The sequence below is a fragment of the Nocardia sp. NPDC003963 genome (assembly GCF_053605105.1).
Genome location: NZ_JBSGIP010000002.1, coordinates 220,365 through 246,549, shown reverse-complemented (window position 1 = coordinate 246,549; position 26,185 = coordinate 220,365). Strand labels below are relative to the sequence as shown.

Here is a 26,185-nt window from a genome sequence, read left to right as displayed (position 1 = left end):
CCCCGTACGGGGTGCCGGGGCTCAGCAGCGAGCGGTCCGGGCGGCTTCGAGCATATCGGGGTCGATCGCGGGGCTTTCGCCGCTGACCGGGTTCTTCAGCAGCCGGAGCACTTCTTCGCCGTCGTTGTTCGGCTGGAGGTCACCACCGAACAGCGACCCGAGCACCAGATCGACGGTTTTGTCGGACCGTTTGTCCTCGACCAACTCGGCACAGGGTACGGCGAGCTGTACTGCCGCCGCGACCGGCCGGCCGCTCTCGCCGAACCGGATCTGCCCGGTGCATTCCAGGTCACCGTTGGCGTATACCGGATCGTTACCGTAAGGATCGCCGGGCGGGCTACCGAAACCCAGATCGCCGAGTTGTGCCGCGACATGCGCGGCCTGGCCACGCTGCCCGTTGGCGTTCAGGACACGTACCTGCGTGCCCCCCATCGCGGCGGGTTCCACATCCTCGAGGCGGCCGGGCCCCACCCGCTGGCCGGGCAGCGGCTGCGGTCCGGCCTTGGGATCGGTGGCCGGGGTAGGCGAACTGCACGCCATCGGCGTGTGGTCGTCATCGTTGGTGGTGAGCGCCTTGACCCACAGACCTGCGCAAACGACCGCGAGTGCGACGACGAGTATCAGCCACGGCCGCGGCCGTCGACGCGGGTGGGGACGGCCTTTGGCATCCGTCGGACTGCCTTCGGTGATCAGTGAAACCACGTCGATACTGTACGTACCCGCCGCCGCGCGCCGCGCATTACCCGGGCCGCTCCGGGCGCGTTACCGGGGCCGGTCACGGCACGCTCCGGGCCGCATATCGATTGCTCAGCGGTTTCGACACGGCTGGGTTTCGATTGCGACATTTTCCGCACCGTCCGCTATTGTCTGGCCGCCCAGACCGAAATATCCATGAGTAAATCGGCGTTCGGTCGCGGGAACAAGCAGGGCAACTCATGCGTTGTCCGGACGCTGTCGGAGGTGGGTCCGTCGGATCCGCCCTGATAGAGGACCGGTGCGGGTGTGAAGTGCACCACCGGCGGGGCGGCGGGCGCGGTCGAGACAGACAGCGTGCGCCGATCCGGATATACGGAGTAAGGACGAGGGGAAGACGACATGGCAACCGACTATGACGCACCGAGGCGCACGGAATCCGACGAAGTGTCGGAGGATTCGCTGGAGGAGCTGAAGGCTCGTCGCAACGAGGCCCAGTCCGCCGTCGTGGATGTCGACGAATCCGATACCGCGGAGTCGTTCGAGCTCCCCGGCGCGGACCTGTCCGAGGAAGTGCTGACGGTTCGGGTGATCCCGAAACAGGCCGACGAGTTCACCTGCTCGAGCTGTTTCCTGGTACATCACCGCAGCCGACTGGCCAGTGAGGCCGGCGGTCAGCTCATCTGCATGGATTGCGCGGCCTGAGCGGTACGTGAGGTCATTCCGCGCTCGGGATCCCGAGCGCGGTAAGGACCGCTGCGGGTCGGCGCGTGCTGACCAGCCAGTAGGGCGTCGGGTCATCGGGATCGTCGAGCACCAGCAGCACCAGGCTGCCGATCCACGGGCGGTGCTGGACGTAGGCCGCGGGATCGAGCTGACGGCCCAGCGCCGCGCTCTTGGCGCTCTTGGGCACCACGGTGGCGCGAGCGACGAACGAGACCGGCAGATGAGCCCGGTCCACTCGCAGCTCGGCGGTGCCCGACGTGTCCGGTGCGACCTCGATCCGATGCCGGCTCATCCACAGGAGCACCCAGACAGGGACCGGGAACAGCAGCACATAGGGCAGCCAGGCCCGTAGGCCGGGTGCCCCCATATGGATCTCCGCGGCGAGCAGACCGGCGAGCGCGAAGCCCACCGGCCACCACCACAGCGGCACCCAGAGGCGCTCGCGATAGACGGTGGATTCCGCTCGCGCGTGGTGCTCGCTTTCGCGCTCCGCGCGGTGCTCGGTTTCGGTGGGTCGAGGCTGGTCGGACACGACTCAACACTAAGCGACACTCACGCCGGGCCTGCGCGTAGGCTGGTCGGACGTGAACGCACTCTCACCGATACCGCTGCTCCGGCTGGACCCCGGGATTCCCATGCCGACGCGCGCCCACGAAGGTGACGCGGGCGTGGATCTGTGTACCGCCGAGGATGTCGTCCTGGAGCCGGGGGAGCGGGTACTGGTCGGTACCGGTGTCGCCGTCGCGCTGCCGGTGGGCACCGTGGGCCTGATCCATCCCCGCTCCGGGCTGGCGGCCAAAGCCGGACTATCCGTGGTGAACACACCGGGGACGATCGACGCCGGGTATCGAGGCGAGATCAAGGTGTGCCTGATCAACCACGATCCACGCACCCCTGTCGAATTGCGCCGCGGCGACCGGATCGCGCAGCTGCTGGTGCAGCGGGTGGAACTGGTCGAGTTCGTGGCGGTGGACCGGCTCGACGAGTCGGCGCGCGGCACGGGCGGTCACGGATCCAGTGGGGGACACGCGAGTTTGACGCCGGGCGGGGCGGACGCCGCCGACGGCAAGGAGGCCTGACATGTTCGGACGACGGAAATCCGGCGGACGCAGATCCGAGGACGAGCACGACACCGGCGAGTACGAAACCGGCGAATACGAGGACTACGACGAGGGCGGGTACCACCGTGCCGAGTACGACGAGTCCTACGACGACAGCTACGACGACGGATACGGCGGCGCCGCCTACAGCGACGCCTACGACGCCGCGATCGACGATCCCGATACCGAACCCCAGCGGCGTGGTCCCTACGACTACGACGATGTCGCCGAGGTGCTGGAGAACTTCACCGATACCCGGCTCGATCTGGGTTCGGTGATCCTGCCGGTACCGCCGGGCGGGCAGTTGCAGGTCGAGATGACCCCGCAGGGCACCCCGCAGGCGGTTCATCTGGCCACCGAACACGGCCGCATCACGGTGGCGGCCTACGCCGCGCCGAAATCCAAGGGACAGTGGCGTACGGTCGCCGCTGATCTCGCGGAATCGCTGCGCAAGGACGGCGCCCGGGTCTCGGTGGAGAAGGGTCCCTGGGGTCGGGAACTGGTGGCGGCCACGGAGGGAGCCGATCTGCGGTTCATCGGCGTGGACGGCTACCGCTGGATGATCCGCCTGGTGGCGGCGGGCCCGGCCGGTTCGGCCGCGGCGGGCGGGCCGCTGGTCGTGGCGGCCCGGACGGTGCTGAGCGAAACGATCATCCGGCGCGGTACCGATGCGCTGCCGGTACGCGAACCGCTGCCGGTGGTACTACCGCAGCAACTCGCCGAACAACTCACCGCGGCCCATCAGCAGCAGCAACAGCAGGCCCAGCAGCAGGTCGCGACTCCGCCGCCGGGGGCGCGGCCGTCGCCGACGCCCGCGGTGCTCCCGCCGCAGCAGCCGCAGCAGCCGCGCCGTGGCGCGGAGGGGTCGGCGATGCAGCAACTCGGCCGGAACTGACCGATGGAGTTCCTGTTCCCGCTGTCGGCGGGAGCAGGACTCAGACGAAGTGCGGTAGGGCCGACCGGCCGAGGACGGCCGGATCGGCGCCGAGTTCGTCCAGCGATACCTCGGTGAGCGTCGAACGGGGTGCCCGGCGCGCCCATTCCCGCCCTACGGTCACCGGATGCACCGGATCGTCCGATGCGGCGACCACGGCGATCGGGACAGCCAGCGCGTCCAGCAGGGCGGGCTCCGGCCATTTGTACTGCGCGGCCTCCTCCAGTGCGGCGGGCAGACCGGGCCACTGCGACCGCCACGACCTGGTCAGTGCTTCGGCGAGCCAGCCGGGGCTGCTCGCGCGCATTCGTTCGAGCACCGGCTCCAGCCCGTCGGCGCGCAACTGAGCCGCGGTCACCGCGGCGCTGAGCGTCGCGGGGCAGTCCGCGGTATCGGGGCCGGTCCAAGCGGGTAGCGCCGCGACGATGCCACTGATCTCGGCCGGGTCCCGGCCGGCGGCCCATTCGACGGCGACCGCGGCGCCGAGCGAGATTCCCGCGGCCAGTACGGGGCCGCGCGCCGCGGCGCTGTCCAGGGCTGTGCGGTAGCTCTCGATCACCGCGTGCGGATCGGGGTCGACAGCGACGAAATCGAGGCCGGCGGCGGCGGATGCGGCACCGAACGCGCGCCGGGCGAAGTATGCGTCGGAACCGGTTCCGGGCAGAGCGACGACGACGGCCGGACGTGGGGAATCGAACACCGGACCGAGCGTAGCGGCGCCGCCGGTACCCATCTACAGTGGCGGGTACGGCCACAGCCGGGCCGTAGCAGGAAATTCGGATGGTGTGCGACCCATACCATCCGCGCATCAGGAGAGCAGGCGATGTCTTCCGCGGCAGGAAGAAAAGCGGGCGCCAAGTCCGCGACCGGATATTTTCGCAGGCTCGGCCGCAGATTGACCGAGGATCTCGATCAGCTCGACGCCGAGGAGCTGGCGGAGACGGCGGACGCTTCGGGCGCCTGTCGGGTCTCGGAGTGCCGGCGCGGTGAGGAAGCGACGATGCTGGGCCGTTTGCGCAGCGTCGACTCCTGTCCGCAGGCCTCGGGAGCGAGCGTGCAGGCGGAGTTCTTCGACGGTACCGATGCCATCACGCTGGTATGGATCGGACGGCGCCGGATTCCCGGTATCGAATCGGGACGGCGCATCATGGTGCGCGGCCGGATCGGTGAACGCGAAGGCCGTAAGGTGATCTTCAACCCCTACTACGAATTGCGCGGAAACAGCTGACGTATGCCATCGAGCGACGAGTACGCCACCACGCGGTTGCCCCGAGCCGTGCCCGATCCGGATCCCGCCCCCGCGGAGAATCCGCCCGACGACACCGCTGAGCCCCCGGCGAAGCAGACCCTGCTGGAGCAGCTGGGCGGCTTCGGCGGCCTGATCTACTCGACGCTGCCGGTGCTGGTATTCGTGCCGCTGAACACCCTGTTCGGGCTCACCGCGGCGATCTGGGGCGCGCTGGGGGTGGCCGCGGCCGTCCTGGTCTGGCGGCTGGTGCGCCGGGAGCCGATCCAGCCGGCGATCTCCGGTTTCCTGGGCGTGGGTATCTGCGCCCTCATCGCCTGGCGGGTGGGGGAGGCCAAGGGTTTCTTCCTGTTCGGTATCTACACGAGCCTGATCTACGGCGCCGCGTTCCTGATCTCGATCCTGATCCGCCGGCCGCTGGTCGGTGTGGTGTGGGGCGTTCTCAACGGCCACGGTGGCGACTGGCGTGCCGACCCGCGAGTGGTCCGTCTCTACGACATCGCGACCGTCGCCTGGGTGCTCGTATTCGGCGCCCGCTACCTGGTCCAGCAGCACCTCTACGACGCGGACAGCACCGGCTGGCTCGCCGCCGCGCGGATCGGGATGGGCTGGCCGCTCACCGCCGTCGCGCTGGTGGTGACGGTCTGGGCGGTACGCCGCGCCGGGCATCTGCCCGCCGCGTCCGGGCGGCATTCCGCCGGCACGGACTGATCCCGCGCCGGCCGTCTCATCCGTTCGGGCGGGGTCGTCTCATCCGAAAGGGTGGACCAGGACCCACCCTTTGGTGTCTATCTCCGGACCGCCGTTCATCGGACGATCTTCTACAGGAAGACGATCTGCCGAGAGGACTGGCGAATGCGAACCGAGCAATACGCGATCTCACCCCCCGAGCGGGGGTGTGAGCACCCGGTACGGTCCCAGAGCCGCCGGGTCTCTGCCGAACTGGACATCCTCGTCCCGGCGGCGGCCGCGGGTGACCGCGCCGCCGTGGCCGAAATCCTGCGATTGATCCAGCCCCTGGTCCAGCGTTATTGCCGGACTCGTCTCGGCACGGCGGCCCATCTGCACGTCACCGCGGACGATGTGGCGCAGGAGGTCCTGATGGCCACCGTCCAGGCGATCGGACGCTACCGGGACCAGGGGAAGTCCTTCCTGGCGTTCGTGTACGGCATCGCGGCGAACAAGGTGTCCGATGCGTTCCGCGGCGCACAGATCCATCCGGCCTACCCCATGGCCGAACTTCCCGAAGAGATCTCCACCGCGGCCGGCCCGGAGGAGCGGGCGCTGGCCGCCGAACGCGGTGCGCTGGCCCGCGAACTGATACAGCAACTCAACCCCGTGCATCGGAAAGTCCTGGTGATGCGGATCGTGCTGGGATGGAGTGCGGCCGAGACGGCGGCGGCGATCGGCACCAGCCCCGGTGTCATCCGGGTCATGCAGTATCGGGCGCTGAACAAGCTGCGTGCGCGCGCCGCGTAACCCGTCGCGGCCTGATAACCCGGCCGGCGAATCGGCCGAATGCTGTCGGGTGGTCAGTATTCGGCATCCTGCGCGGGAGTCAGACCGGTGGTGGTGCCGCCGCTCACCGATTCCACTCCGTGCGGTGCCAGTACCGCGCGGAGTTCCTCCTCGGCGGTCGCGGAGACCACGAACAGCAGTTCGTCGTCGCCCTCGAACGGGTCGTCGGGCTGCGGCACGATGACCCGGCCGCCCCGCAGGATGGTGACCAGCGCGGAATCACGCGGCAGCGTCAGGCTGCGTACCGGTTTGCCCGCCAGCGTGGTATCCGGGGGCAGGGTGAGCTCGACCAGGTTGGCCTGGCCCTGCCGCAGGGTCATCAACCGGACCAGATCGCCTACCGACACCGCTTCCTCCACGAGCGAGGCGAGCAGGCGGGGTGTCGAGACGGCGACATCGACGCCCCACGAATCGTCGAAGAGCCATTCGTTGCGTGGATCGTTGACCCGCGCGACCACCCGGCGGACGCCGAATTCGGTTTTCGCCAGCAGGCTGTGTACGAGATTGGCTTTGTCGTCACCTGTCGCGGCGATGACCACCTCGTAGCCTTGCAGACCGGCGTCCTCGAGCAATTGCAGTTCACAGGCGTCGGCGTGTACCCAGATCGCCTCGGGGACCGATTCGCGGTCGATATGGTCGAGCTGGCGTTCGAGCAGCATCACGCTGTGTCCCGAACGCAGTAGTTCACGGGCGATGGAGCGGCCGACGGCCCCGGCTCCGGCAATGGCCACTTTCATGATCAGTCCTTGCTAGCTGGAGGTTTCGCGGCCAGCGCGACGGCCTCACCGGCGGAACCGGAGGTGGCGGCCACGTACACGATGTCGTCGGCCTGGACCACGGTCCTGGCGTCCGGCAGGATGCCCTGCCCGAACCGGATGACGAACGCGACCCGCGCTCCGGTGGCGTCCTCCAGCTCGCTGACCGTGCGCCCGTACCAGTCCTCGTGCAGGAGCAGCTGGGCGACGGCCACCGTGCCGGTGGGATCGCGCCAGGTGGTGGTGCCCGCGTCGCCGATCAGGGTGTGCAGGAAACGGTCCGTCGTCCAGGGCACTGTCGCGATGGTCGGGATACCGAGCCGCTCGTAGACCGCGGCGCGTTTGGCGTCGTAGATCCGGGCGACCACCCGCTCGATACCGAACATCTCCCGCGCCACCCGCGCGGAGATGATGTTGGAGTTGTCACCCGAGGAGACCGCCGCGAAGGCTCCGGCCCGCTCGATTCCGGCCCGGCGCAGGACGTCGCGGTCGAAACCGACGCCCACGACCCGTTCACCCGGGAAATCCGCGCCCAACCGCCGGAACGCATCCGGATTGCGGTCGATCACGGCGACCTCGTGGCCTATCCGGACCAGGGCACGGGCCAGCGACGCCCCCACCCGGCCGCATCCCATGATCACCACGTACACGGTGAACCTCGCTCCTGACTCGGTCTGCCCTACGGCATGTGGAACAGCCGTGTGGCTGCTGCGAAAACGAACCGTACTCGCTGGTTCTCGCCCTCAGCCACGTTCCCCCCGCAGGTGGCGGTCAAACCCCGCCTTCCGGTGATGCCTCGCGGCGCCGCGGGACGCGGGGGCTTATGCTCCGTCCAGTGTCGAAGTTGACGACCGCCACCAAGCGTCTGGTGCTGGGGCGGCCATTCCGTAGTGACTCCCTGGGCCACACCCTGCTGCCGAAACGAATCGCGCTGCCGGTGTTCGCCTCGGACGCGATGTCCTCGGTCGCGTACGCGCCCGAGGAGATCTTCCTCGTGCTGTCGGTGTCCGGACTGGCCGGTTACGCCTACGCCCCGTGGCTCGGATTGGCCGTCGCGGTCGTACTGGTCATCGTGGTCACCAGCTATCGGCAGAACGTGCACGCCTACCCGTCCGGCGGCGGTGATTTCGAGGTGGTCACCACGAACCTCGGCGCCACGGCCGGGCTGACGGTCGGCAGCGCCCTGCTCGTCGACTATGTATTGACCGTCGCGGTCTCGATATCGTCGGCCGCGTCGACCATCGGCTCGGCGATCCCGTTCATCGCCACTCACAAGGTGTTGTTCGCGGTGGCCGCAATCGCGTTGATCACCGCGATGAACCTGCGCGGAGTGCGCGAGTCCGGACGGACGTTCGCCCTGCTGTCGTATGCCTTCCTGTTCGGTATGTTCGCCATGCTCGCGTGGGGTCTGATCCGTATCTTCGTACTGGGTGACGAGGTGCGCGCCGAATCGTCGGCCTTCGAACTGCGGGCCGAGGAAGATCATCTGGCCGGGCTGGCGCTGATCTTCCTGCTCGCCCGGGCCTTCTCCTCCGGTTGTGCCGCGCTCACCGGGGTCGAGGCGATCAGCAACGGGGTACCGGCCTTCCGCAAACCCAAATCGCGTAATGCCGCGACAACGCTGCTGATGCTCGGTGCGATCGCCATCGTGTTGTTGCTCGGCATGATCGTGCTCGCCCGGCAGGCGCATGTGGTGTTCGCCGAACGTCCGGAGCAACTCGTCGGCGCGCCCGAGGGATATCACCAGAAAACATTGATCGCGCAGATCGCGCACGCGGTGTTCAGCGGTTTCACTCCGGGCTTCTATTTCGTCGCCGTCGTGACCGCCGTGATCCTGGTCCTCGCCGCCAATACGGCGTTCAACGGGTTCCCGGTCCTCGGCTCGGTCCTGGCGCAGGCGCGGTTCCTGCCCCGCCAGTTGCACACCCGCGGGGATCGGCTCGCATTCAGCAACGGGATCCTGTTCCTGGCCATCGGCGCGATCGCGTTCGTCATCGCGTTCGACGCGGAAGTGACCAGGCTGATCCAGCTCTACATCATCGGCGTATTCGTTTCGTTCACGCTCAGCCAGACCGGGATGCTCCGGCACTGGAGCCGGTTGCTGAGCCGGGAAACCGATCCGGCCGAACGGCGCCGGATGATGCGCTCCCGCGCCATCAACGCATTGGGTCTGGTGGCCACCGGAGCCGTCCTGGTGATCGTGCTGATCACGAAATTCTTCGCGGGTGCCTGGATCGCGATCGTCACGATGGCGGTGATCTTCGTGATCATGAAGATGATCCACCACCACTACAACTCGGTGGCCCGGGAACTGGAGGAGCACGAATGGGACGGTGTGCTCCCCAGCCGCACCCATTCGATCGTCCTGGTGTCGAAACTGCACCTGCCGACGCGCCGGGCCCTGGCCTACGCGCGGGCCGGGCGGCCGGACACACTGGAGGCGATCACCGTGAACGTCGACGAGGACGATACCCGGGTGCTCGTGCGGGACTGGGAGAAGAGCGACAACCCGGTACCACTGAAGGTGATCGAATCGCCCTATCGCGAGATCACCAAACCGGTACTCGACTACGTGAAGCGGGTGCGCAAGGATGCGCCGCGCGATGTGGTGACGGTCTTCATCCCCGAGTACGTGGTCGGACACTGGTGGGAGCAGGTACTGCACAACCAGAGTGCGCTGCGATTGAAGGGCCGGCTGCTGTTCGAACCGGGTGTGATGGTCACCAGTGTGCCGTGGCAGCTCAGTTCCTCGGCCCGCGCGCGCACCGCGGGCGAACCCGCGGCGCCGGGCGCGGTCCGGCGCGGATACGGCGACAACGGGTGAGGTGGCATGAGCTCCTGGCGTGATCGTGTGCTGACGGTACGGCTGGGGCAGCCGGGGCACGGCGGGTTCTGCGTGGCCCGCCATGAGGGCCGGGTGGTTTTCGTGCGGCACGGGCTGCCCGGGGAACTCGTGCGGGCCCTGGTCACCGAGGATCGGGGCGGCACGTTCTGCCGGGCCGAGGCGGTGGAGATCGTCGAGTCCTCGCCCGACCGGGTGCCCGCCACCTGCCCGGTATCCGGTCCGGGCGGGGCCGGTTGCTGTGATTTCTCCTATGCCACCCCGGCGGCGCAGCGGCGGCTCAAGGCCGCGGTGGTGGCCGAGCAGCTGAACCGCATCACCGGAATCGAGCGCGCGGTCGAGGTGGAGCCCATCACCGGGTCCGGCGACGAGACCGGGGGCTGGCGTACCAGGATCAGGCTCGCGGTCGACGCCGCGGGCCGGGCCGGTGTGCACCGCTACCGCAGTACCGGTGTCCTGACCGATCTCCGCTGTCCGCAGCCGGTGCCCGGTGCCCTGGACGGGATCGAACGAGGCCGCTGGACGCCGGGGGCGGAGCTGGTGATCGCGATCGACGACACCGGCGCGCGGCATATCGTCGAAATCGCGCCACCGGCGCCGGGGAGCGGACGTCGCGGCGGTAACCGGCACGGCGGCCGATCCGGGCCGGGCGGCCGGGCGGACCGGCGCACCGGCGGTGCGCGGGGCCCGCGTTCCGTTCCCGATCGCGCGGAGGTGGCGGGTACGGAGCCGGATACACCGGGTGCGCGGCGCCGGCGTACCGCGGCCCGGCGGGCCGCCGCCCGGACCGACCGCGACGAATGGGTGGTCGAGGGCAGCGGTCGGGCCGTGCAATACGTGGCGGGACGTCGCTGGGAGATATCGGCCGCCGGATTCTGGCAGGCGCATCGCGGTGCCGCGCAGTGCTATTCGGATATCGTCGCCGACTGGGCAGATCCGGGTACCGGCGCAACCGCGTGGGATCTGTACAGCGGTGCGGGGGTATTCGCGGCCCGGCTCGCCGAACAGGTCGGATCCACCGGTGCGGTGCTGGCCCTGGAATCCGCGCCGGGCGCGGTCTCCGACGGCAACGCCGCCCTGAGCGATCTGCCCTGGCTCGAACTACGGGCCGGCCGGGTGGAGCAGTGGGCCGCGGAGCACCGGGTACCACCACCCCGGGTCGTGGTACTCGACCCGCCGCGGGCCGGGGCGGGAAAGCCCGTGGTGCACGCCGTGGCGGCCGCCGGACCGGACCGGATCGTGCACATCGGGTGTGATCCGGCGTCCTTCGCCCGCGATCTGCGCCTCTATTCGGATGCCGGATACGAATTGACCGCGCTGCGGGCGTTCGACGCATTCCCCGCGACCCATCACGTGGAATGTCTTGCGCTCCTCGAACGGTGAGTACGCCCGGACACGGCGCACGTCTACTTCAGCTGCCAGGTCGCGCGCAGTGACGCGGTGATCTCGGTTTCCCCCGATTCGATGGGCACCGGGGTGGGTGCGGACGCGGCGACCAAGCGGATACCGCCGGGTTCGGCGAACTGCTGCGGGGGCGGCGCGGCGGTGTGTTCGGTGATCTCGAGCACGGGCCCCAGTTCGCGAGCGGCGCGCCGGGCGTACTGCCGTGCCTTGTCCAGTGCGTCGTCCCAGGCGTCGTCGCGCGCGCGTTCCAGTAGACGCTCCCGGTCGGCGAAGGTATGCCGTAGACCACCCAGCCGGGCATCGTCGCCGCCCGCGGTCACGGCATGGGCGACGATCTCCGACGGGGCGGGCCGCCCGGGATCGGCCGCCGCGGCCAGGGCGACCGTGAGCGAGCTGGTCGCGATATAGCCGACCACCCGGGAGGTGCCGTCCTGCCAGGCGGTATCCGAGCGCACCGAGAGCATCCCGGTGCCGATATCGGAACCCGGGACCCCGTCCTCGTGTAGTGCGGCCGTCAATGCCGTCACACTCCGGCCGGCCCGGTCATAGGCCAGGGCCACGGTGCTCGCGCGGCATTCGACGCCGATCGTCAGCACGATCAGATCGGGGGCGGCGCGTACGCTGCCGTACCCGAATACGGTCACTGTTCCCGCCTGTGGCTGGGTCATCCGGTCTCCTCGCGTTCGGTCTCCGGCGCTCGTCGGTATGCCGCTGTCCCGGGGTCCGCGGCGGGACGCGGTTCGCGCGGCACCCGCCGTTCACCTTAGGCTGGACCGATACGCCGGACCGCGGTTCCGGCCCGGTACGGAGGTGCATACGGCCCGCCGCCCGGGTGGTGCAGTCGGCCGCGGCTCCTAGACTGGTCGGATCAACTGCGCTATCCGGAGGGAGCGAATCAGGTGGGAGTGCTTTCCCGGGTCGATACGCCCGAAGACGTGCGTCGGCTCTCGGCACCGCAACTGCGGGAGCTGGCGGCCGAGATCCGCGAATTCCTGGTACACAAGGTCGCTGTCACCGGCGGGCACCTGGGGCCCAATCTCGGGGTGGTGGAACTCACCCTCGCCCTGCACCGGGTTTTCGATTCGCCCGCGGACCCGTTGATCTTCGACACCGGGCACCAGGCCTATGTGCACAAGATCGTGACCGGTCGTAAGGACCGGTTCGACACCCTGCGTCGCAAGGACGGGCTGTCGGGGTACCCGAGCCGTGCCGAGAGCGAACACGATTGGGTGGAGTCGTCGCACGCTTCGGCATCGCTGTCCTACGCCGACGGTCTGGCGAAGGCGTTCGCGCTCACCGGGCAGGACCGGCACGTCGTGGCCGTGGTCGGTGACGGGGCGCTCACCGGTGGTATGTGCTGGGAGGCGCTGAACAATATCGCCGCCGCCCCGGACCGTTCCGTGGTCATCGTGGTCAACGACAACGGCCGTTCCTACGCGCCCACCATCGGCGGTCTGGCCGACCGGCTCACCGCGCTGCGTACCCAGCCGGTGTACGAGCATATGCTCGACACCGGCCGCCGGTTCCTGAAAAGTATTCCGGGCGTCGGCGATTCCGCGTATTCGATGGTGCACGCGGTGAAGGCCGGGATAAAGGACGCGGTGAGCCCACAGGAGCTCTTCAGCGATCTCGGTCTCAAATACGTGGGTCCGGTCGACGGGCACGATCTCGTCGCGCTCGAATCGGCGTTGCGACATGCCAAGGATTTCGGTGGACCGGTCGTGGTGCACGCGGTCACCCAGAAGGGGCACGGTTACGAACCGGCCGAGAACCACGAGGCCGATCAGATGCACGCCTGCGGTCCGATCGACCCGCTCACCGGCGAATCCGTGAGTACCGGAACCGCGGTCAGCTGGACCTCGGTGTTCTCCTCCGAACTCATCACCCATGCCGAGCGCCGCGCGGATATCGTCGCGATCACCGCGGCCATGCCGGGGCCCACCGGGTTGTCCGCGTTCGGTGACCGCTTCCCCGACCGGCTCTTCGATGTCGGTATCGCCGAACAGCACGCGCTCGCCTCCGCGTCGGGTCTCGCGCTCGGTGGGCTGCATCCGGTGGTGGCCATCTACTCGACCTTCCTCAACCGGGCCTTCGATCAGCTGCTGATGGACGTGGCCCTGCTGAAACAGCCGGTTACGCTGGTGCTCGACCGCGCCGGTATCACCGGCGCCGACGGCGCCAGCCACAACGGTATGTGGGATCTGTCGCTGCTCGGCATCGTGCCGGGCATCCGGGTCGCCGCCCCGCGCGATGCCGCGACTCTGGCCGAGGAACTGACCGAGGCGCTGGCGGTGAGCGACGGGCCGACGGTTCTGCGGTTCCCCAAGGACAACGTGGGTGCCGAGATCCGGGCGATGGAACGGCTCGACGGGGTGGACGTGCTGTGGTTGCCGGACCGTGAGGGACCGTCGGCGCAGGCACAGCGCGGTGATGTGCTGCTCGTCGCCGTCGGTGCGCTGGTGCCGGCCGCACTGCAGGCCGCGGAGCTGCTGGAGGCCGACGGGATCACCGCCACGGTCATCGATCCGCGCTGGGTGCTACCGGTGTCCGACACCGTCGTCAAACTGGCCGAGAACTACCGGCTGGTGGTGACGCTGGAGGACGGGGGCCTGCACGGCGGGATCGGCGCGACCGTATCGTCTCGGCTGCGTGCCGCCGGACTGGACGTGCCCGCGCGCGATATCGGTATCCCGCAGGAGTTCCTGGATCACGGCAGTATCTCCCAGGTCCGGCAGGAACTCGGCCTCACGGCCCCCGATATCGCCCGTCGTATCACCGGCTGGCTGGACGCACCCTGATCCTGCGGGACCGGCACCTCCCGGGTACGTGGGGAGTCGTCCGCCCGTCAGTCCTCGGGCTGGTCGAGCAGAGCTGTCGCCAGCGGCTCGGCGGCGAGTTCCCGCTGCCAGGGCCGGGCGCCGTGGGTTTTCAGGAAACCGTCCACGGCCGCGGAGACCTCACCGGCGGCCTCCGGGCCACCGCGGTAATCGGGCAGACCGTCCCAGCACAGCCGGCGCACCAGATCGGGGGAGAGCAGATTCTCCACCGGTATCGCGACCCGCTCGGATATCCGGGTCATCACCGCGCGGGCCCGGGTCAACCGGGCCGCGGCCGCGGGATCGCGGCGATCCCAGCGGTTCACCGGGGGCGGACCGTCGTAGGGCTGACTCATCCGGGGCAGGTCCTCGTCCGGCAGCAGGCGGGCTCGTTCCACCGCGCCGAGCCATTCGCGGGAGTAGCGACGCTGGCGTGGGCCGCCGAAGACCGGTAGTTCCCGTAACTGCCCGATGGTCGCGGGGTCGGCTTTCGCGGCCGCGATGATCGCGGAATCCGGCAGGATCCGCGACGGTGCGATATCCCGGCCGCGGGCCAGGGTGTCGCGGGTGGTCCACAGTTCGCGCACGATCGCCAGCTGACGCGCCCGGCGCAGGGTATGGATACCCGAGGTGCGCCGCCAGCGGTCCGGTTTCGGCGCGGCGGGTTCCAGTAGCCGGATATGTTCGAATTCCTGCGCGGCCCACTCGGTTTTGCCCTGTTCGGCCAATGACGCGGCCACGGCCGCGCGGAGTTCGATCAGCAGTTCCACATCCAGCGCGGCGTAGTTGAGCCAGGCCTCCGGAAGCGGTCTGGTGGACCAGTCCGCGGCCCCGTGACCCTTGCGCAGTGCCCGGCCGAGCAACTGCTCGACCATGGCCGCCAGACCGACCCGGGGGAATCCGGCCAGCCGCCCACCCAGTTCGGTATCGAACAGCGCAGTCGGCCGTAACCCCAGGTCGGCGAGTCCGGGTAGGTCCTGGTCGGCCGAATGCAGAATCCATTCCAGACCGTTGATCGCTGCGGCCAGGGGTGCCAACGCGTCGGCCACCGGTATCGGATCGATGAGCACGGTGCCGGCACCCGCGCGGCGCAGCTGGATCAGATACGCCCGCGACGAGTACCGGAACCCCGAGGCACGTTCGGCGTCCACGGCCAGCGGCCCGGAACCGGCGGCCAGCCGGGCCGCGGCCGCGGCCACGTCCTCAGCGGTGCGGCAGATCGGGGGTATTCCTTCGGCGGGTACCAGCAACGGAACGGCCGTCGGCTCGGACGGCTCGGACTCGGGCGCCGCCGCGCCGGAGTGGTCCTGGGGCTCCGGACCGGACGCCGGAGGCAGGCCGGTGCCACCATCCGGGTGGTCACCGGACAGGTGTTCGGGCTCCTCTACTACCGGCATAAAGGGCCACTCTACGTGGCCGGGGCTACGTCCGAGATTCAACCACGGTCGGTATCGCCGGCCGGGGAGGGACGTAGATCGGTGATCCCGGCCGGTGGCAGACCCGCCGCATAGGCCAGGACTTCCCCGAACGCTTCCACATGGGGCCGCATCTCGGTGCTGCGGGCGGTCCACGACGCCCGCAGTTCCAGCTGGTGCGCGCGGGGCGGACCGGCGATATCGCCGTAACGTACCGAACTGGTGGAGGTCACCGTTCCGCCGAGCGCGGTGAACGGTCCCTCCCTGGATTCCAGGGCATCCACCAGCCAGCTCCAGGCGACCTCCGGCAGCAGCGGATCGGCGGCCAGCGCGCCGTCGATATCGGCCTGGATATAGGCGACCAGGCGGAATACGCCGTGCCAGGCCTCGTCACCGTTGGGGTCGTGGAGCAGGATGAGGCGCCCGAAGGCGTCCCCGTCGGAATCGATCGGTACGACGGGCGAGTCCTCGTGGATCACCTCGGCGCCGAGCGCATAGGAGTAGGGGGCGAGACGCTGCGGCGGACGGATCGGGGACAGCTCGATCCGCGGGTGTACGGACGCGGCGCCCATCGCCGAGACGGCGGCACGAAACGATGCGGGTTCGTCGCCGGACCCGTCGTCGGGTGCGCCGTCGCGGATATCGAGCGGTGTCACGGGGAATGACGGTAGACCCGAAGCACCCGGGGCGTGCGGAGGCGCGCCGGGCGACCGTTGTTGCTGCATGTGCGCGCCCACTCGTGGTAAACACCGCGCAACCCGTTCGGGACGGCCGCCGGCCGCCCGCCCGGGACGGCGGATCGGGGGCGGCCGGTGGTCCCCGCTGTGGGGTGCGGGCATGCGCACCGGGTTACGCGGGCGCCGCATACGATGGCGGGTGATGAGCACATATACGCGCCGCCGGTTGTCCGATGCCCCGTTCCTGGCCGCCGCCACCGGCGCCGCACCGGTTCGGCGGCCGGTGTGGTTCATGCGCCAGGCGGGCCGGTCGTTGCCGGAATACCGCGAGGTACGGGCGGGTACCGGGATGCTGCAATCGTGTTTCGACCCGGAGCTCGTCTGTGAGATCACCATGCAGCCGATCCGTCGTCACGGAGTCGACGCGGCCATCCTGTTCTCCGATATCGTCGTTCCGCTCAAGGCGGCCGGAGTCGATCTCGATATCGTGCCGGGCGTCGGCCCGGTGGTGGCCTCGCCCGTGCGCACGACCGGTGATGTGCAGGCCCTGCCGCGGTTGCGACCCGAGGAAGTGGGCGCGGTGACCGAGGGGGTGCGGCTGCTGGTCGGCGAGCTCGGGCAGACGCCGCTGATCGGTTTCGCGGGTGCGCCGTTCACGCTGGCGTCGTATCTGGTGGAGGGCGGACCGAGCAAAAACCATGAGCGCACCAAGGCCATGATGCACGGTGATCCGACGACCTGGCACGCGCTGCTCGGGGCACTCACCGATATCACCATCGTGTTCCTGCGTGCCCAGCTCGCGGCGGGGGTCGATGCGGTGCAGCTGTTCGACTCGTGGGCCGGAGCGCTCTCACTGGTCGATTACCGCCGCTATGTCCTGCCGCATTCGGAGCGGGTGTTCGCCGAACTCGCCGAGGCCGAGGTGCCCAAGATCCATTTCGGGGTCGGGACCGGAGAGCTGCTCGGCGCGATGGGCGAGGCCGGCGCCGATGTGGTCGGCGTCGATTGGCGGGTGCCGCTGACCGAGGCAGTGCGCCGGGTCGGGGCCGGGAAGGCGTTGCAGGGCAATCTCGATCCGGCGGTGCTCTTCGCGGGCTGGCCGGTGGTGGAGGCCGAGGCCCGCCGGATCGCCGAGGAGGCGGACGCGGCCATGGCCATGGGGGCCGCCGGCCATATCTTCAACCTCGGCCACGGAGTCCTCCCGGATACCGATCCGGGAGTGCTGACCGCGCTGGTCGAGTTGATCCACGAACTGTGAGACCACCGCCGGGTGCGTCGGTACCCGGCGGAACTCACGGCTTCTTCATGCCGTACCGGGTCGAAACCTGCTCGTTATCGCAAGGATTCACAGACCAGTTGCTCGTCCGGCGGCCGAGGGGGACTGTTCCCGTGCCCGGAGGGCGGGATCTCCCGGCGTGGTCACGCCGGATACGGTCGGGGTATGAGAATCGCAGTGGTCGGTGGGGGGATCAGCGGGCTCGTCGCGGCGTACCGGTTGCGCTGCCTGCTGGGCGAATCGGCCGCGATTACCGTGGCCGACACCCGGGACCGGATCGGCGGGGTCCTGCGGACCAGCCAGATCGCCGGAGAACCGGTCGATCTCGGTGCCGAGGCGTTCGTCGGCCGCCGCCCGGAGGTGCCGGAACTCCTGCGTGAACTCGGTATCGCCGAGCAGCTGGTACACCCGGTGGGCCTGCGGCCCCTGATCTGGTCGGGCGGGCGAACCCATCCGCTGCCCGACCGGACCCTGATGGGTATCCCGGCCTCCGCGGCAGCCGTGGCGGGGCTGGTCGACGACGAGACGGTCGCGCGGATCGCGGCCGAACCCGAACGCCCGCTGACCTGGCGGCCCGGCGCCGATACTGATGTCCACGCGCTGGTGGCCGACCGGTTCGGGGAGCAGACCGTCGCACGCAGCGTCGACCCACTACTCGGTGGTGTGTACGCGGGGAGTGCCCGCTCCATCGGGGTCCGCGCGGCCCTGCCCGCACTGGCGGCCGCGCTGGACGGGGGCGCCGCGAGTCTCACCGAGGCGGTCACGGCCGTGCTGCCCCCGCCGTCGGACGCACCGGTCTTCGGCGCGCTGCGCGACGGCTACGGCGCACTGCTGGATGCCTTGGCCGTGCGTACGGCGGCGACGACCGTCCGGGATACCGCGATCACCGGTCTCCGGCGGATTCCCGGTGGCTGGGCAGTGGAGCCGATAGGGGAGTTCGAGGCCGTAGTGCTCGCGACCCCGGCTCCGGTGACGGCCCGGTTGCTGGTCGATATCGCGCCCGCGGCGGCGAATGCGGCCGCCGGTATCGAGCTGTCCTCTTCGGCGCTGGTCGCGCTCGAATTGCCGAAGGATACGGCGCTGCCGCCGAATTCGGGTGTCCTGGTGGCGACCGGGGAGCCGCTGCGCGCCAAGGCGTTCACCCTGTCCAGCCGGAAATGGGCGCATCTGGCCGCCCGCGATACCGCGCTGGTGCGGGTCTCCTTCGGCCGTTTCGGGGACGACGCGGTGCTGGGGCTGTCCGATGCCGAACTCATCGATGCCGCCACCGCCGATCTCGCGACGGTGACCGGGGTCCCGATCGGCCCGCGTTCCGCGATCGTGCAGCGGTGGCCGGGTGGGCTCGCCCAGTACGCGCCCGGGCATACCGAACGAGTCGCCGAAATAGAGTCCGCGCTGGCCGGTTTCGATGATCTCGCGGTGACCGGTGCCTATCTGCACGGAGTCGGAGTACCGGCCTGCGTCGCCGCGGCGACGCACGCCGCGACCCGTATCGCCGCGGCCGGGAGCACGGCATCGGCCTGAAAGCGGTGCAGTCACGGCACGGAGGCGGTGCGGGCAGGTGCCCGATCACCCGGCCCCGCCCTGTGTGAGATGGGGCGAGTGGCACCATGGGGTCATGGCGCGACTCGATTACCAGTCTCTCAACTCCACCATCCGCTATCTCATGTTCTCCGTGTACCAGGTGCGGCCCGGAGTCCTGGGGGACGACCGCGCGACGGCGCTGAAGGAGGCCCGCGAGTTCTTCGACGGCCTGGCCGACCGCGGGGTCGTGGTACGCGGAGTCTACGACGTGGCCGGAATGCGCGCCGACGCCGATTTCATGGTGTGGACCCACGCCGAACGGGTCGAGGATCTGCAGGCGGCCTACGCGGATTTCCGGCGCACCACCGAACTCGGCCGGGCCAGCACCCCGGTCTGGAGCAATGTGGCGCTGCACCGGCCCGCGGAGTTCAACAAGAGCCATATCCCGGCATTCCTCGCCGGTGAGGAGGCCGGGAACTACATCTGTGTGTATCCGTTCGTCCGGTCCTACGAGTGGTATCTGCTCCCCGACGACGAACGCCGCAAAATGCTCGCCGACCACGGCAAGGAAGCGCGCGGCTACCCCGATGTGCGCGCCAATACCGTCGCCTCGTTCGCGCTCGGCGACTACGAGTGGATTCTGGCGTTCGAAGCGCCGGAACTGCACCGGATCGTCGATCTGATGCGTGATCTGCGCGCCACCGAGGCTCGGATGCACGTCCGGGAGGAGACCCCGTTCTACACCGGGCCGCGGGTCGAACTCGACCAGCTCGTCGCCGCGCTGCCCTGATCTTCCCGGCCACCCGGCGCGACCCCCCGGAACTGGGGGCATGCCCGCCGGGTGGCGGTTACGTAATGTACCGCTCGGCAAACGGTGAGTTCACTCCGCTGTGCTGGTCGAGGGGTGCAGCCGCAGGGATATCGAGTTGATGCAGTACCGCTTGTCCGTGGGTGTCGGGTAGCCCTCGCCCTCGAAGACGTGTCCGAGGTGGCTGTGGCAGTTCGCGCACAGCACTTCGACACGGCGCATCCCCAGCGAATCGTCCTCGCGCAGCAGTACCGCGTCCGAGTCCGCCGGATCGAAGAACGACGGCCACCCGCAATGGGACTCGAACTTCTCCGTGCTGCGGAACAGTTCGGCGCCGCACGCGCGGCAGCTGTACACGCCCTCGGCCTTCGTATCTGTGTATTCACCGGTGAACGGCCGTTCGGTGCCTGCTTCGCGGAGCACCGCGTACTCCGCGGGATCCAGTTTCGCCCGCCATTCCTGCGGGCTCAACTGGATCTTCGGGGCGGGCAGGGAGGTATCGGTCGCGTCCGTTTCGGAGCTCATACCCCCACGCTACGCGGTCGGTGTGCCGCCGCGTCTCAGCCGTGGACGCTCTGCGTCTCGGCGACCCGGGTACCGGCCGGTGGCGGGTCCACCGGTGCGGCGGGAACCTGGGACCGGTCGGGTGGTGCCGGTGCGGCGAAATCGTCCGTGCCGCCGTCCCGGGAATCGGGTGCGTCCGCGATCCATACCGGATCCAGGTTCGGCAACCGGCCCTCGCGGCGGGCCGCCAGGTACCGCTCGCCCAGTACACAGAACACGACGACGAGCAGCAGGCCCCAGCCGAAGGTGATGCGCAGGTACTCGAGGTTGCGGCCGATATCGGGCCAGCGGTCGGACAGCCATTTGTCGTAGGACATGAATCCGAACACCGCCAGCCAGGCCGGCCAGTTGCGCAGTACGGAATTGCGCAACACCACCGACATGAGGAACGGGAACAGCATCATCGAGTAGTACATCTGCCCCAGCGAGGCGAGCAGCCACGAGGCGGTGAGCAGTACGCCCGAGGCGGTGGTGACGAAGAACAGCTCGTCGGAGCGGTAGTAGCGGTACAGGATCCACAGCGAGACCAGCACCAGCACGGCCATGGTGAGCCGGATGGTCCAGGTGAGCCAGGGCGGCAGACCGTAGTACTCCGCGTTACCGGGGATGGCGCTGTTGAAGTAGTCCCGGGTCTCGAACAGATACGGCGCGGTGCGGGTGAAAAACCGTTCCGGGTCACGGGAGAGCGGCCAGGCGACGGCGGTCAGCGCGATCGGAACGGTTACCGCGGTGGCGACCAGGGTCCACTGTTTGCGGACCAGTGCGATCAGCAGGAGCGGCGCCAGCGTGGGTTTCACGGCCATACTGAGACCGAGCACTACACCTGCCCATACATCGCGGCGTCGTAACAGCAGGATCAGGAACAGGATCTCTGCCAGCAGCAGGCATCCGTTGACATTGGTGAACACGAGTGTGTTGATCACCGTCTCGGACAGGAACATCGCGAGCAGCAGCACCGGCGCGGCGATCGAGCGCAGCGTGTAGTTGAACAACCGCAGCAGCAGGTACCAGGCGATCAGGATGGCGACAGCGTTGAGCAGGATGAACAGCCAGCGCGACTTCTCGTAGTCGATCACCGCGATCGGCGCGATCAGCAAGGTGCCGCTGGGCGGATACAGATAGTGCGGATCCACCCAGTCGAAATTCGCCGTGTAGACCTCACGCCCGTTCAGGAAGTCCAGCGAGGCCTGGTAGACCGGCTTGTAGTCATCGGTGATGAAACCGTTGACAGCCTTGATGAACACCCGGTTCAGCACGGTCATGACCGCCAGCGGCCAGAGCGCGAACCGGATCACGTCGGCGGTTGTTCGAGCAGTGCGGGGCTCGAGCTGTCGAAGGAACACCACGGCACGGTACACCGGGCGGTGCCGTGGTGTTGCCGGGACCCACCCTCGACGCGCCGGTCAGACGCACATGGAGGCCCTGCTCGAGAAGCGTCCAGGGGCCGCGATCAGGCCGGGCAGGCGGTGCCGTCGCCGGGCAGCCGGCCGTCCTTCAGATAGTTCACGAGCGCGGTCTGCGCGCATCCGGAATGGGTGCTCACCGGATGACCCCAGCCCTGCCACGTCATGGTCGAGCTGCGGGCCCCCGCGGCGCCCAGCGCGCCGGTCACCGACGCCTGAGCGGTTCCGGTGACCGGATCAGCGATGCCGGTGAGCACCAGTACCGGCAGCTCCAGCTTCTCCAGCGCCGGCGGTGCCTCGGTGACCGGCCACGCCGAGCAGGCCAGCATCGACAACGCGGTGGCGCGTCCGAACGCCGGATACTTCTGCCCCCAGATACCGGTCAGATCGGTGATCTGGGGCGCGGGCGGGCTCTGCGGCATATCGGTGCAGCCGTTGACGAACTGTCCGTCGCTCGAAATATCGGCTTCCTGCTGGTCGATGATCGCCTTCAGGGCCCCCGTATCGCCCCGGCCGGCGGCCGACAGCGCGTCGGCGAATTCGCCGACGCGGCCGGTCTGATCCGCGCGGGGGCTGCCCAGGAACCCGGTCACGGCCGTGCGGACCGCGTTTGCCGAGATGTCGCCCAACTGTCCGTCGGTGGCTTTCTGCACCAGGGCGGTCACCGCCGCGCGCGGGTCGGGTCCGAGCGAGCAGGAGATCCCGGCGCACTGCTGCGCGAACGCCGACAGCGCTGCTTCGGCGCCCTGGACCGCCGTTTCGGTCCGCGTGATCGTGTCCACACCGACCGGGGTGGGGGAATCGAGGACGAGCCGAGCGAGCCGGTCACCGTATTTCCGGGCGTACTCCAGCCCGACCTGGGCGCCGCTTCCGGTACCCAGCAGCGCGATGTGCTCGACATCCCACTCCCGCCGCAACTGCTCGATATCGTCGGCGGCGTGGGCGGCGTCGAAGGTGCCGTCGTAGGGCTGGAGGAAATCGCGGCAGGCGATGGTTCCGTTGCGGGACAGGTCCGACATTCCGGTCACCGGATCACCACCCGGGCCGAATTGGGCATTGTCCTGCAGGCCCCCGCGGATATCGGCGGGCAGGCAATCGATCGCCTGGGACGATCCGATACCGCGGCGGTCCACCGCGACCACCGGGTGCGCGGTGAGCAGCGCGTTCGCGGGACCGCTGGCCAGTCCGGCGAGAGTGGCGCCGGAGGACCGGTCCACTCCGGAGGTCAGTACCACCGGAGTGGCGTCGGGCGGGGTCTGCGGTAGCCGGGCGCGGACCGCACCGGCGCGGAAGTTGCCCAGGACCGAACCCGCGCTGTCGATCGGAGTGGAGAAGTCGGCGCATTCCAGCACCAGCCCGGCCGGTCCCGGACCCATCCCGGATTGGTCGAATGTCTCACGGGTGCACTCACGCCAGGGCAGATCCTGCTTCGGTACTTCGGCGGCGGGTGGCGGCGGTACCTGGGCCGATGTAGTCGAATCGCCTGGTACAGGCGGACGTTCGACGGCCACGTGCGGGCGGTCCGACGGACCGGCACCGCATCCGGCGATCATGATCAAGAGTGCCGAGGCCGGCACCACTGCCCGAGTCCAGCGCATGCGCTACACCCTGCCAGGTCCGGATCGGATTCGCCCGAGCGGGACGTCCCACGCCCGCGCGGCCGTCACCGCCGCGAGCTCCCGCCGCCGCTGCTCACCCGCGCACCCAGCGGGTGAGCAGCGTTCCGTCCGCGTCGTAGAGCAGATGCGCCGGGGTCATGCGGAGCCCGAATTCCTCGTGGGAGAACGAGATCCGGCGTGCCGTACCGCCGACGAGCAGCGGCGCGGTGGTCAGGCAGAGTTCGTCGACGGCGCCCGCGGCCGCCAGTGATCCGAACAGTTGCGGGCCGCCCTCGCACAGCACGCGGCGCAGCCCGCGCGCGGCCAGCGCTTCCGGTATCGCGTGCGGTGCGATGGCCTCGTCGCCTGTCTCGATCACCTCCGCACCCGCGTCGGTGAGGGCACGGACCCGCTCGGCGGGTGCGGCCGCCGTGGTGAGGATCAGGGTCGGCGTACGTGCGGTCGTGATCACCCGGTGGCCGGGGTCCAGCGCGGCGGACGCGGTCACGATCGCGATCGGGGGCGGGGTGCCGTCGGGATGACCGCCGATGCCCCGGGCGAAGAGATCGCGGCGCAGCTCGGTATCGGTCTGCGCGCCCCCGTAGCTCTCGGCGCGTACCGTGCCCGCCCCGACCAGCACCACGTCGCACAGCTCGCGCAGCAGATGGAACACCCGTTTGTCGGCCGGTGTGCCGAGGGCATCGGAGACGCCGCCGGAACCGGTGACGGCACCGTCGATACTGGCGACGAAATTGACCCGCAGCCAACTCTCTTCCCGTCCGCCCGGGTAGGCGTACAGATCGGCGAGCGCGTCGTTGTCGAGGTCTGTGAGCTGGATCGCATCGGGGATACGCTGCATACCGACAGCTCACACCACGTCATTAGGCTACGTCCATGCCGATGCGCCTCGTCGACCGCCGTCCGGAGGTCCCCGCCGACCAGTTGGTCGCCCAGATGGTACCGCCGCCCATGTTCGACGAGGTCGGTTTCGATACCTACATTCCCGATCCGAACGAGCCCAGCCAGGCCGCGGCGGTCACCTCGGCCCGCGCGTTCGCGGACAAGGTCACCGCCATCCACAAGGCCGTGAACAAGAAGTCCCTCTTCGGGAAGAAGAAACCGACTCAGGGCGCGGGCCTGTACCTCGACGGTGGCTTCGGCGTCGGTAAGACCCACCTGCTGGCCTCGATCTTCCACAGCGCCCCGGCGCCCCGATCGTTCGGGACCTTCGGCGAACTCACCAATCTGGTCGGCGCGCTCGGGTTCGCCGGCGCGGTCGAGCGGTTGTCGGCGAACAGTGTGCTGTGCATCGACGAATTCGAACTCGACGATCCCGGCGACACCATGCTCGTCTCCCGGCTGCTCACCGAACTCTCGGCGCGCGGGGTATCGGTGGCGGCCACCTCCAACACCCTGCCCGGCCAGTTGGGTGAGGGCCGGTTCGCGGCCCAGGATTTCCTGCGCGAGATCAAGAAGCTCGGGTCCATCTTCGATACCGTGCGGGTCGACGGCCCCGACTACCGCCACCGTGACCTGCCGCCCGCTCCCGAACCCAGTACCGACGCGCAGTTGAACGAGCGGGCATCGGCCACGTCCGGCGCGACGCTCGACGAGTTCGACGCACTGCTCCGCCATCTGAGCACGCTGCACCCCTCCAAGTTCGGGGCGCTGATCGACGGTGTGTCCGCGGTGTTCGTCTCCGGGGTGCACCCGGTGAACGATCAGGCGGTGGCACTGCGCCTCGTGGTGCTGGCCGACCGGCTCTACGACGCGGGCATACCGGTCACCGTTTCCGGCGCGAAACTGGACGAGATCTTCTCCCAGGAGATGCTCGACGGCGGATACCGCAAGAAGTACCTGCGCGCGATCTCCCGGCTGCTTGCGCTCTCACGTTTCGAGGTCCCGGCCTGATCGCAGCCCGGCGGTAGCCGGGCCCGCCGGACCACGGTGGCGCCGGCGCGGACGACAGGCCGCGACGCGCCGTTTCCGGGTTGACCCGGGACTCCCGGGTTGGTTTGCTGAGTCGGGCACGCCGCGCGGGGGTGCCGGCGAGCACGATGGGAGTTCCGCCATGGTTCATCGTTCGGCGCGCGTACCGGCCGCTGTTCTCACCGGAGCTCTGATGGCGTTCGGACCCGTCGCGGCGGTGGGTATCGCCGTGCCGCCGGCGGCCGCCGATCTGCTCACCGTCGACCGGTCCCTGCATCTGGCGGGTGCGCCCAACGCCCGCGACCTCGGCGGCTATCGCACGGCCGACGGGCGCACCGTGCGTACCGGTATCGCCTTCCGTACCGATCAGCTCAACAACCTCACCCCCGCGGATCTGGCCGAGCTGACCCGCCTCGGGGTCCGTGAGGTCGACGATCTGCGCACTGTCTACGAGCGCGCCCTCGGCCCGGACCGGATTCCCGCCGGCGCGCGCGCCAACTGGTACGACATGATCGGCGCGGCCCCGCTGCCGGAACTGATGTCGACTCTCGCCGGGGGCAGCGATCTGTACAGGGCGTTCATCACCGCCCCCGGTGCCGATCGGGCAGTGGCCGGAGTGCTGCGCGATATCGCCGAGTCCGGTGCCGACCCCGAACCCGGGGCGGTGCTGTTCCATTGCACGGCGGGCAAGGACCGGACGGGCTGGACCGCCGCGGTTCTGCTCACGGTGCTCGGTGTGGACCGGGCCACCGTCACCGAGGACTATCTGCTGTCCAACCACTACCGCGCCGCGGCCCCCGGTGACCCGGTGGGCGGGGTCCAGCGGGAATGGCTCGACGCCGCTTTCGATCAGGTAGCACGCAGCTACGGCAGTTTCGATCGTTATGTGAGCGAGGGCCTGGGCCTGAGCCCGGCGCAGATCGAGGCGCTGAAACAACGCATGCTGAGCTGAACGCG

The 26,185-nt window shown here is 69.2% G+C and carries 26 protein-coding genes; 14 read left to right on the top strand and 12 right to left on the bottom strand.

The window, feature by feature from the left end; all coding sequences use genetic code 11:
- Window positions 1–21: 21 nt before the first annotated feature.
- A complete protein-coding gene (gene cei / locus ACWEWT_RS09750) occupies window positions 22–702 on the bottom strand; it encodes an envelope integrity protein Cei (RefSeq protein WP_452557903.1) in 681 nt (226 codons plus the stop codon).
- Window positions 703–1,095: 393 nt separating this feature from the next.
- On the opposite strand from cei, the gene ACWEWT_RS09745 reads away from it, so the two are divergent.
- Window positions 1,096–1,398, top strand: coding sequence for a DUF4193 domain-containing protein (locus ACWEWT_RS09745; RefSeq protein ID WP_452557902.1), 303 nt, complete (start codon window positions 1,096–1,098; stop codon window positions 1,396–1,398).
- 13 nt (window positions 1,399–1,411) lie between these two features.
- Here the strand turns inward: ACWEWT_RS09745 and ACWEWT_RS09740 are convergent, their stop codons facing one another.
- Complete coding sequence (locus ACWEWT_RS09740) at window positions 1,412–1,849, bottom strand: DUF3093 domain-containing protein (RefSeq protein ID WP_452558092.1); 438 nt, start codon at window positions 1,847–1,849, stop codon at window positions 1,412–1,414.
- Between the two features lie 154 nt (window positions 1,850–2,003).
- Between ACWEWT_RS09740 and dut the strand changes: the two genes are divergently transcribed.
- The gene (dut, locus tag ACWEWT_RS09735; protein WP_452557901.1) at window positions 2,004–2,498 is read left to right on the top strand and encodes a dUTP diphosphatase; all 495 of its coding nucleotides are present in this window, start codon (window positions 2,004–2,006) and stop codon (window positions 2,496–2,498) included.
- A gap of 1 nt (window position 2,499) precedes the next feature.
- The gene (locus ACWEWT_RS09730; RefSeq protein WP_452557900.1) at window positions 2,500–3,414 is read left to right on the top strand and encodes a DUF3710 domain-containing protein; all 915 of its coding nucleotides are present in this window, start codon (window positions 2,500–2,502) and stop codon (window positions 3,412–3,414) included.
- 40 nt (window positions 3,415–3,454) lie between these two features.
- Here the strand turns inward: ACWEWT_RS09730 and ACWEWT_RS09725 are convergent, their stop codons facing one another.
- The gene (locus ACWEWT_RS09725; protein ID WP_452557899.1) at window positions 3,455–4,186 is read right to left on the bottom strand and encodes an alpha/beta fold hydrolase; all 732 of its coding nucleotides are present in this window, start codon (window positions 4,184–4,186) and stop codon (window positions 3,455–3,457) included.
- 90 nt (window positions 4,187–4,276) lie between these two features.
- On the opposite strand from ACWEWT_RS09725, the gene ACWEWT_RS09720 reads away from it, so the two are divergent.
- From ACWEWT_RS09720 to shbA, 3 genes are all read left to right on the top strand, one after another.
- Window positions 4,277–4,681, top strand: coding sequence for an OB-fold nucleic acid binding domain-containing protein (locus ACWEWT_RS09720; protein ID WP_449904135.1), 405 nt, complete (start codon window positions 4,277–4,279; stop codon window positions 4,679–4,681).
- A 3-nt stretch (window positions 4,682–4,684) separates the two neighbouring features.
- A complete protein-coding gene (locus tag ACWEWT_RS09715) occupies window positions 4,685–5,410 on the top strand; it encodes a DUF3159 domain-containing protein (RefSeq protein ID WP_452557898.1) in 726 nt (241 codons plus the stop codon).
- 144 nt (window positions 5,411–5,554) lie between these two features.
- Window positions 5,555–6,178, top strand: a complete 624-nt coding sequence (shbA, locus tag ACWEWT_RS09710) for an RNA polymerase sigma factor ShbA (protein WP_452557897.1) — start codon at window positions 5,555–5,557, stop codon at window positions 6,176–6,178.
- A 53-nt stretch (window positions 6,179–6,231) separates the two neighbouring features.
- Here shbA and ACWEWT_RS09705 read toward each other — a convergent pair whose 3' ends face one another.
- Both ACWEWT_RS09705 and ACWEWT_RS09700 read right to left on the bottom strand, forming a co-directional pair.
- Entirely contained in the window at window positions 6,232–6,954 is a 723-nt protein-coding gene (locus ACWEWT_RS09705) for a potassium channel family protein (protein WP_452557896.1), read from the bottom strand.
- A gap of 2 nt (window positions 6,955–6,956) precedes the next feature.
- The gene (locus ACWEWT_RS09700) at window positions 6,957–7,622 is read right to left on the bottom strand and encodes a potassium channel family protein (RefSeq protein WP_452557895.1); all 666 of its coding nucleotides are present in this window, start codon (window positions 7,620–7,622) and stop codon (window positions 6,957–6,959) included.
- Window positions 7,623–7,807: 185 nt separating this feature from the next.
- On the opposite strand from ACWEWT_RS09700, the gene ACWEWT_RS09695 reads away from it, so the two are divergent.
- Window positions 7,808–9,796 (top strand): APC family permease, encoded by a 1,989-nt coding sequence (locus ACWEWT_RS09695; protein WP_452557894.1) that lies wholly within the window; start codon window positions 7,808–7,810, stop codon window positions 9,794–9,796.
- Between the two features lie 6 nt (window positions 9,797–9,802).
- On the top strand, window positions 9,803–11,197 hold the full coding sequence (locus ACWEWT_RS09690; protein WP_452557893.1) for a class I SAM-dependent RNA methyltransferase: 1,395 nt from the start codon (window positions 9,803–9,805) through the stop codon (window positions 11,195–11,197).
- A 23-nt stretch (window positions 11,198–11,220) separates the two neighbouring features.
- On the opposite strand, the gene ACWEWT_RS09685 is transcribed toward ACWEWT_RS09690, so the two are convergent.
- A complete protein-coding gene (locus tag ACWEWT_RS09685) occupies window positions 11,221–11,886 on the bottom strand; it encodes an SIMPL domain-containing protein (protein WP_452557892.1) in 666 nt (221 codons plus the stop codon).
- A 231-nt stretch (window positions 11,887–12,117) separates the two neighbouring features.
- Between ACWEWT_RS09685 and dxs the strand changes: the two genes are divergently transcribed.
- A complete protein-coding gene (dxs, locus tag ACWEWT_RS09680; RefSeq protein WP_452557891.1) occupies window positions 12,118–14,016 on the top strand; it encodes a 1-deoxy-D-xylulose-5-phosphate synthase in 1,899 nt (632 codons plus the stop codon).
- A gap of 47 nt (window positions 14,017–14,063) precedes the next feature.
- On the opposite strand, the gene ACWEWT_RS09675 is transcribed toward dxs, so the two are convergent.
- Window positions 14,064–15,431: an HRDC domain-containing protein gene (locus ACWEWT_RS09675; RefSeq protein WP_452557890.1), complete on the bottom strand. Its 1,368-nt coding sequence runs from the start codon at window positions 15,429–15,431 to the stop codon at window positions 14,064–14,066.
- A 38-nt stretch (window positions 15,432–15,469) separates the two neighbouring features.
- The gene (locus tag ACWEWT_RS09670; protein WP_452558091.1) at window positions 15,470–16,021 is read right to left on the bottom strand and encodes a DUF3000 domain-containing protein; all 552 of its coding nucleotides are present in this window, start codon (window positions 16,019–16,021) and stop codon (window positions 15,470–15,472) included.
- Between the two features lie 307 nt (window positions 16,022–16,328).
- Between ACWEWT_RS09670 and hemE the strand changes: the two genes are divergently transcribed.
- The 3 genes from hemE (at window position 16,329) to hemQ (ending at window position 19,716) form a co-directional block, all read left to right on the top strand.
- Window positions 16,329–17,384 (top strand): uroporphyrinogen decarboxylase, encoded by a 1,056-nt coding sequence (gene hemE / locus ACWEWT_RS09665; protein WP_452557889.1) that lies wholly within the window; start codon window positions 16,329–16,331, stop codon window positions 17,382–17,384.
- A gap of 183 nt (window positions 17,385–17,567) precedes the next feature.
- The gene (locus tag ACWEWT_RS09660; protein WP_452557888.1) at window positions 17,568–18,926 is read left to right on the top strand and encodes a protoporphyrinogen oxidase; all 1,359 of its coding nucleotides are present in this window, start codon (window positions 17,568–17,570) and stop codon (window positions 18,924–18,926) included.
- A gap of 94 nt (window positions 18,927–19,020) precedes the next feature.
- Complete coding sequence (hemQ, locus tag ACWEWT_RS09655) at window positions 19,021–19,716, top strand: hydrogen peroxide-dependent heme synthase (protein WP_063061043.1); 696 nt, start codon at window positions 19,021–19,023, stop codon at window positions 19,714–19,716.
- A gap of 90 nt (window positions 19,717–19,806) precedes the next feature.
- Here hemQ and msrB read toward each other — a convergent pair whose 3' ends face one another.
- The 4 genes from msrB to ACWEWT_RS09635 form a co-directional block, all read right to left on the bottom strand.
- Window positions 19,807–20,259 (bottom strand): peptide-methionine (R)-S-oxide reductase MsrB, encoded by a 453-nt coding sequence (gene msrB, locus ACWEWT_RS09650; RefSeq protein WP_452557887.1) that lies wholly within the window; start codon window positions 20,257–20,259, stop codon window positions 19,807–19,809.
- Between the two features lie 35 nt (window positions 20,260–20,294).
- Window positions 20,295–21,641 carry a glycosyltransferase family 87 protein gene (locus ACWEWT_RS09645; RefSeq protein ID WP_452557886.1) on the bottom strand — a complete coding sequence of 449 codons (1,347 nt, stop codon included), beginning with the start codon at window positions 21,639–21,641 and terminating at the stop codon, window positions 20,295–20,297.
- A 107-nt stretch (window positions 21,642–21,748) separates the two neighbouring features.
- Complete coding sequence (locus ACWEWT_RS09640) at window positions 21,749–23,299, bottom strand: alpha/beta hydrolase (protein WP_452557885.1); 1,551 nt, start codon at window positions 23,297–23,299, stop codon at window positions 21,749–21,751.
- Between the two features lie 94 nt (window positions 23,300–23,393).
- On the bottom strand, window positions 23,394–24,158 hold the full coding sequence (locus ACWEWT_RS09635; protein ID WP_452557884.1) for a pyrimidine reductase family protein: 765 nt from the start codon (window positions 24,156–24,158) through the stop codon (window positions 23,394–23,396).
- Between the two features lie 35 nt (window positions 24,159–24,193).
- Here ACWEWT_RS09635 and zapE point away from each other — a divergent pair, with 35 nt between their 5' ends.
- The gene (gene zapE / locus ACWEWT_RS09630; protein WP_452557883.1) at window positions 24,194–25,210 is read left to right on the top strand and encodes a cell division protein ZapE; all 1,017 of its coding nucleotides are present in this window, start codon (window positions 24,194–24,196) and stop codon (window positions 25,208–25,210) included.
- Between the two features lie 160 nt (window positions 25,211–25,370).
- On the top strand, window positions 25,371–26,180 hold the full coding sequence (locus ACWEWT_RS09625) for a tyrosine-protein phosphatase (RefSeq protein ID WP_452557882.1): 810 nt from the start codon (window positions 25,371–25,373) through the stop codon (window positions 26,178–26,180).
- The last annotated feature ends 5 nt before the right edge of the window (window positions 26,181–26,185 follow it).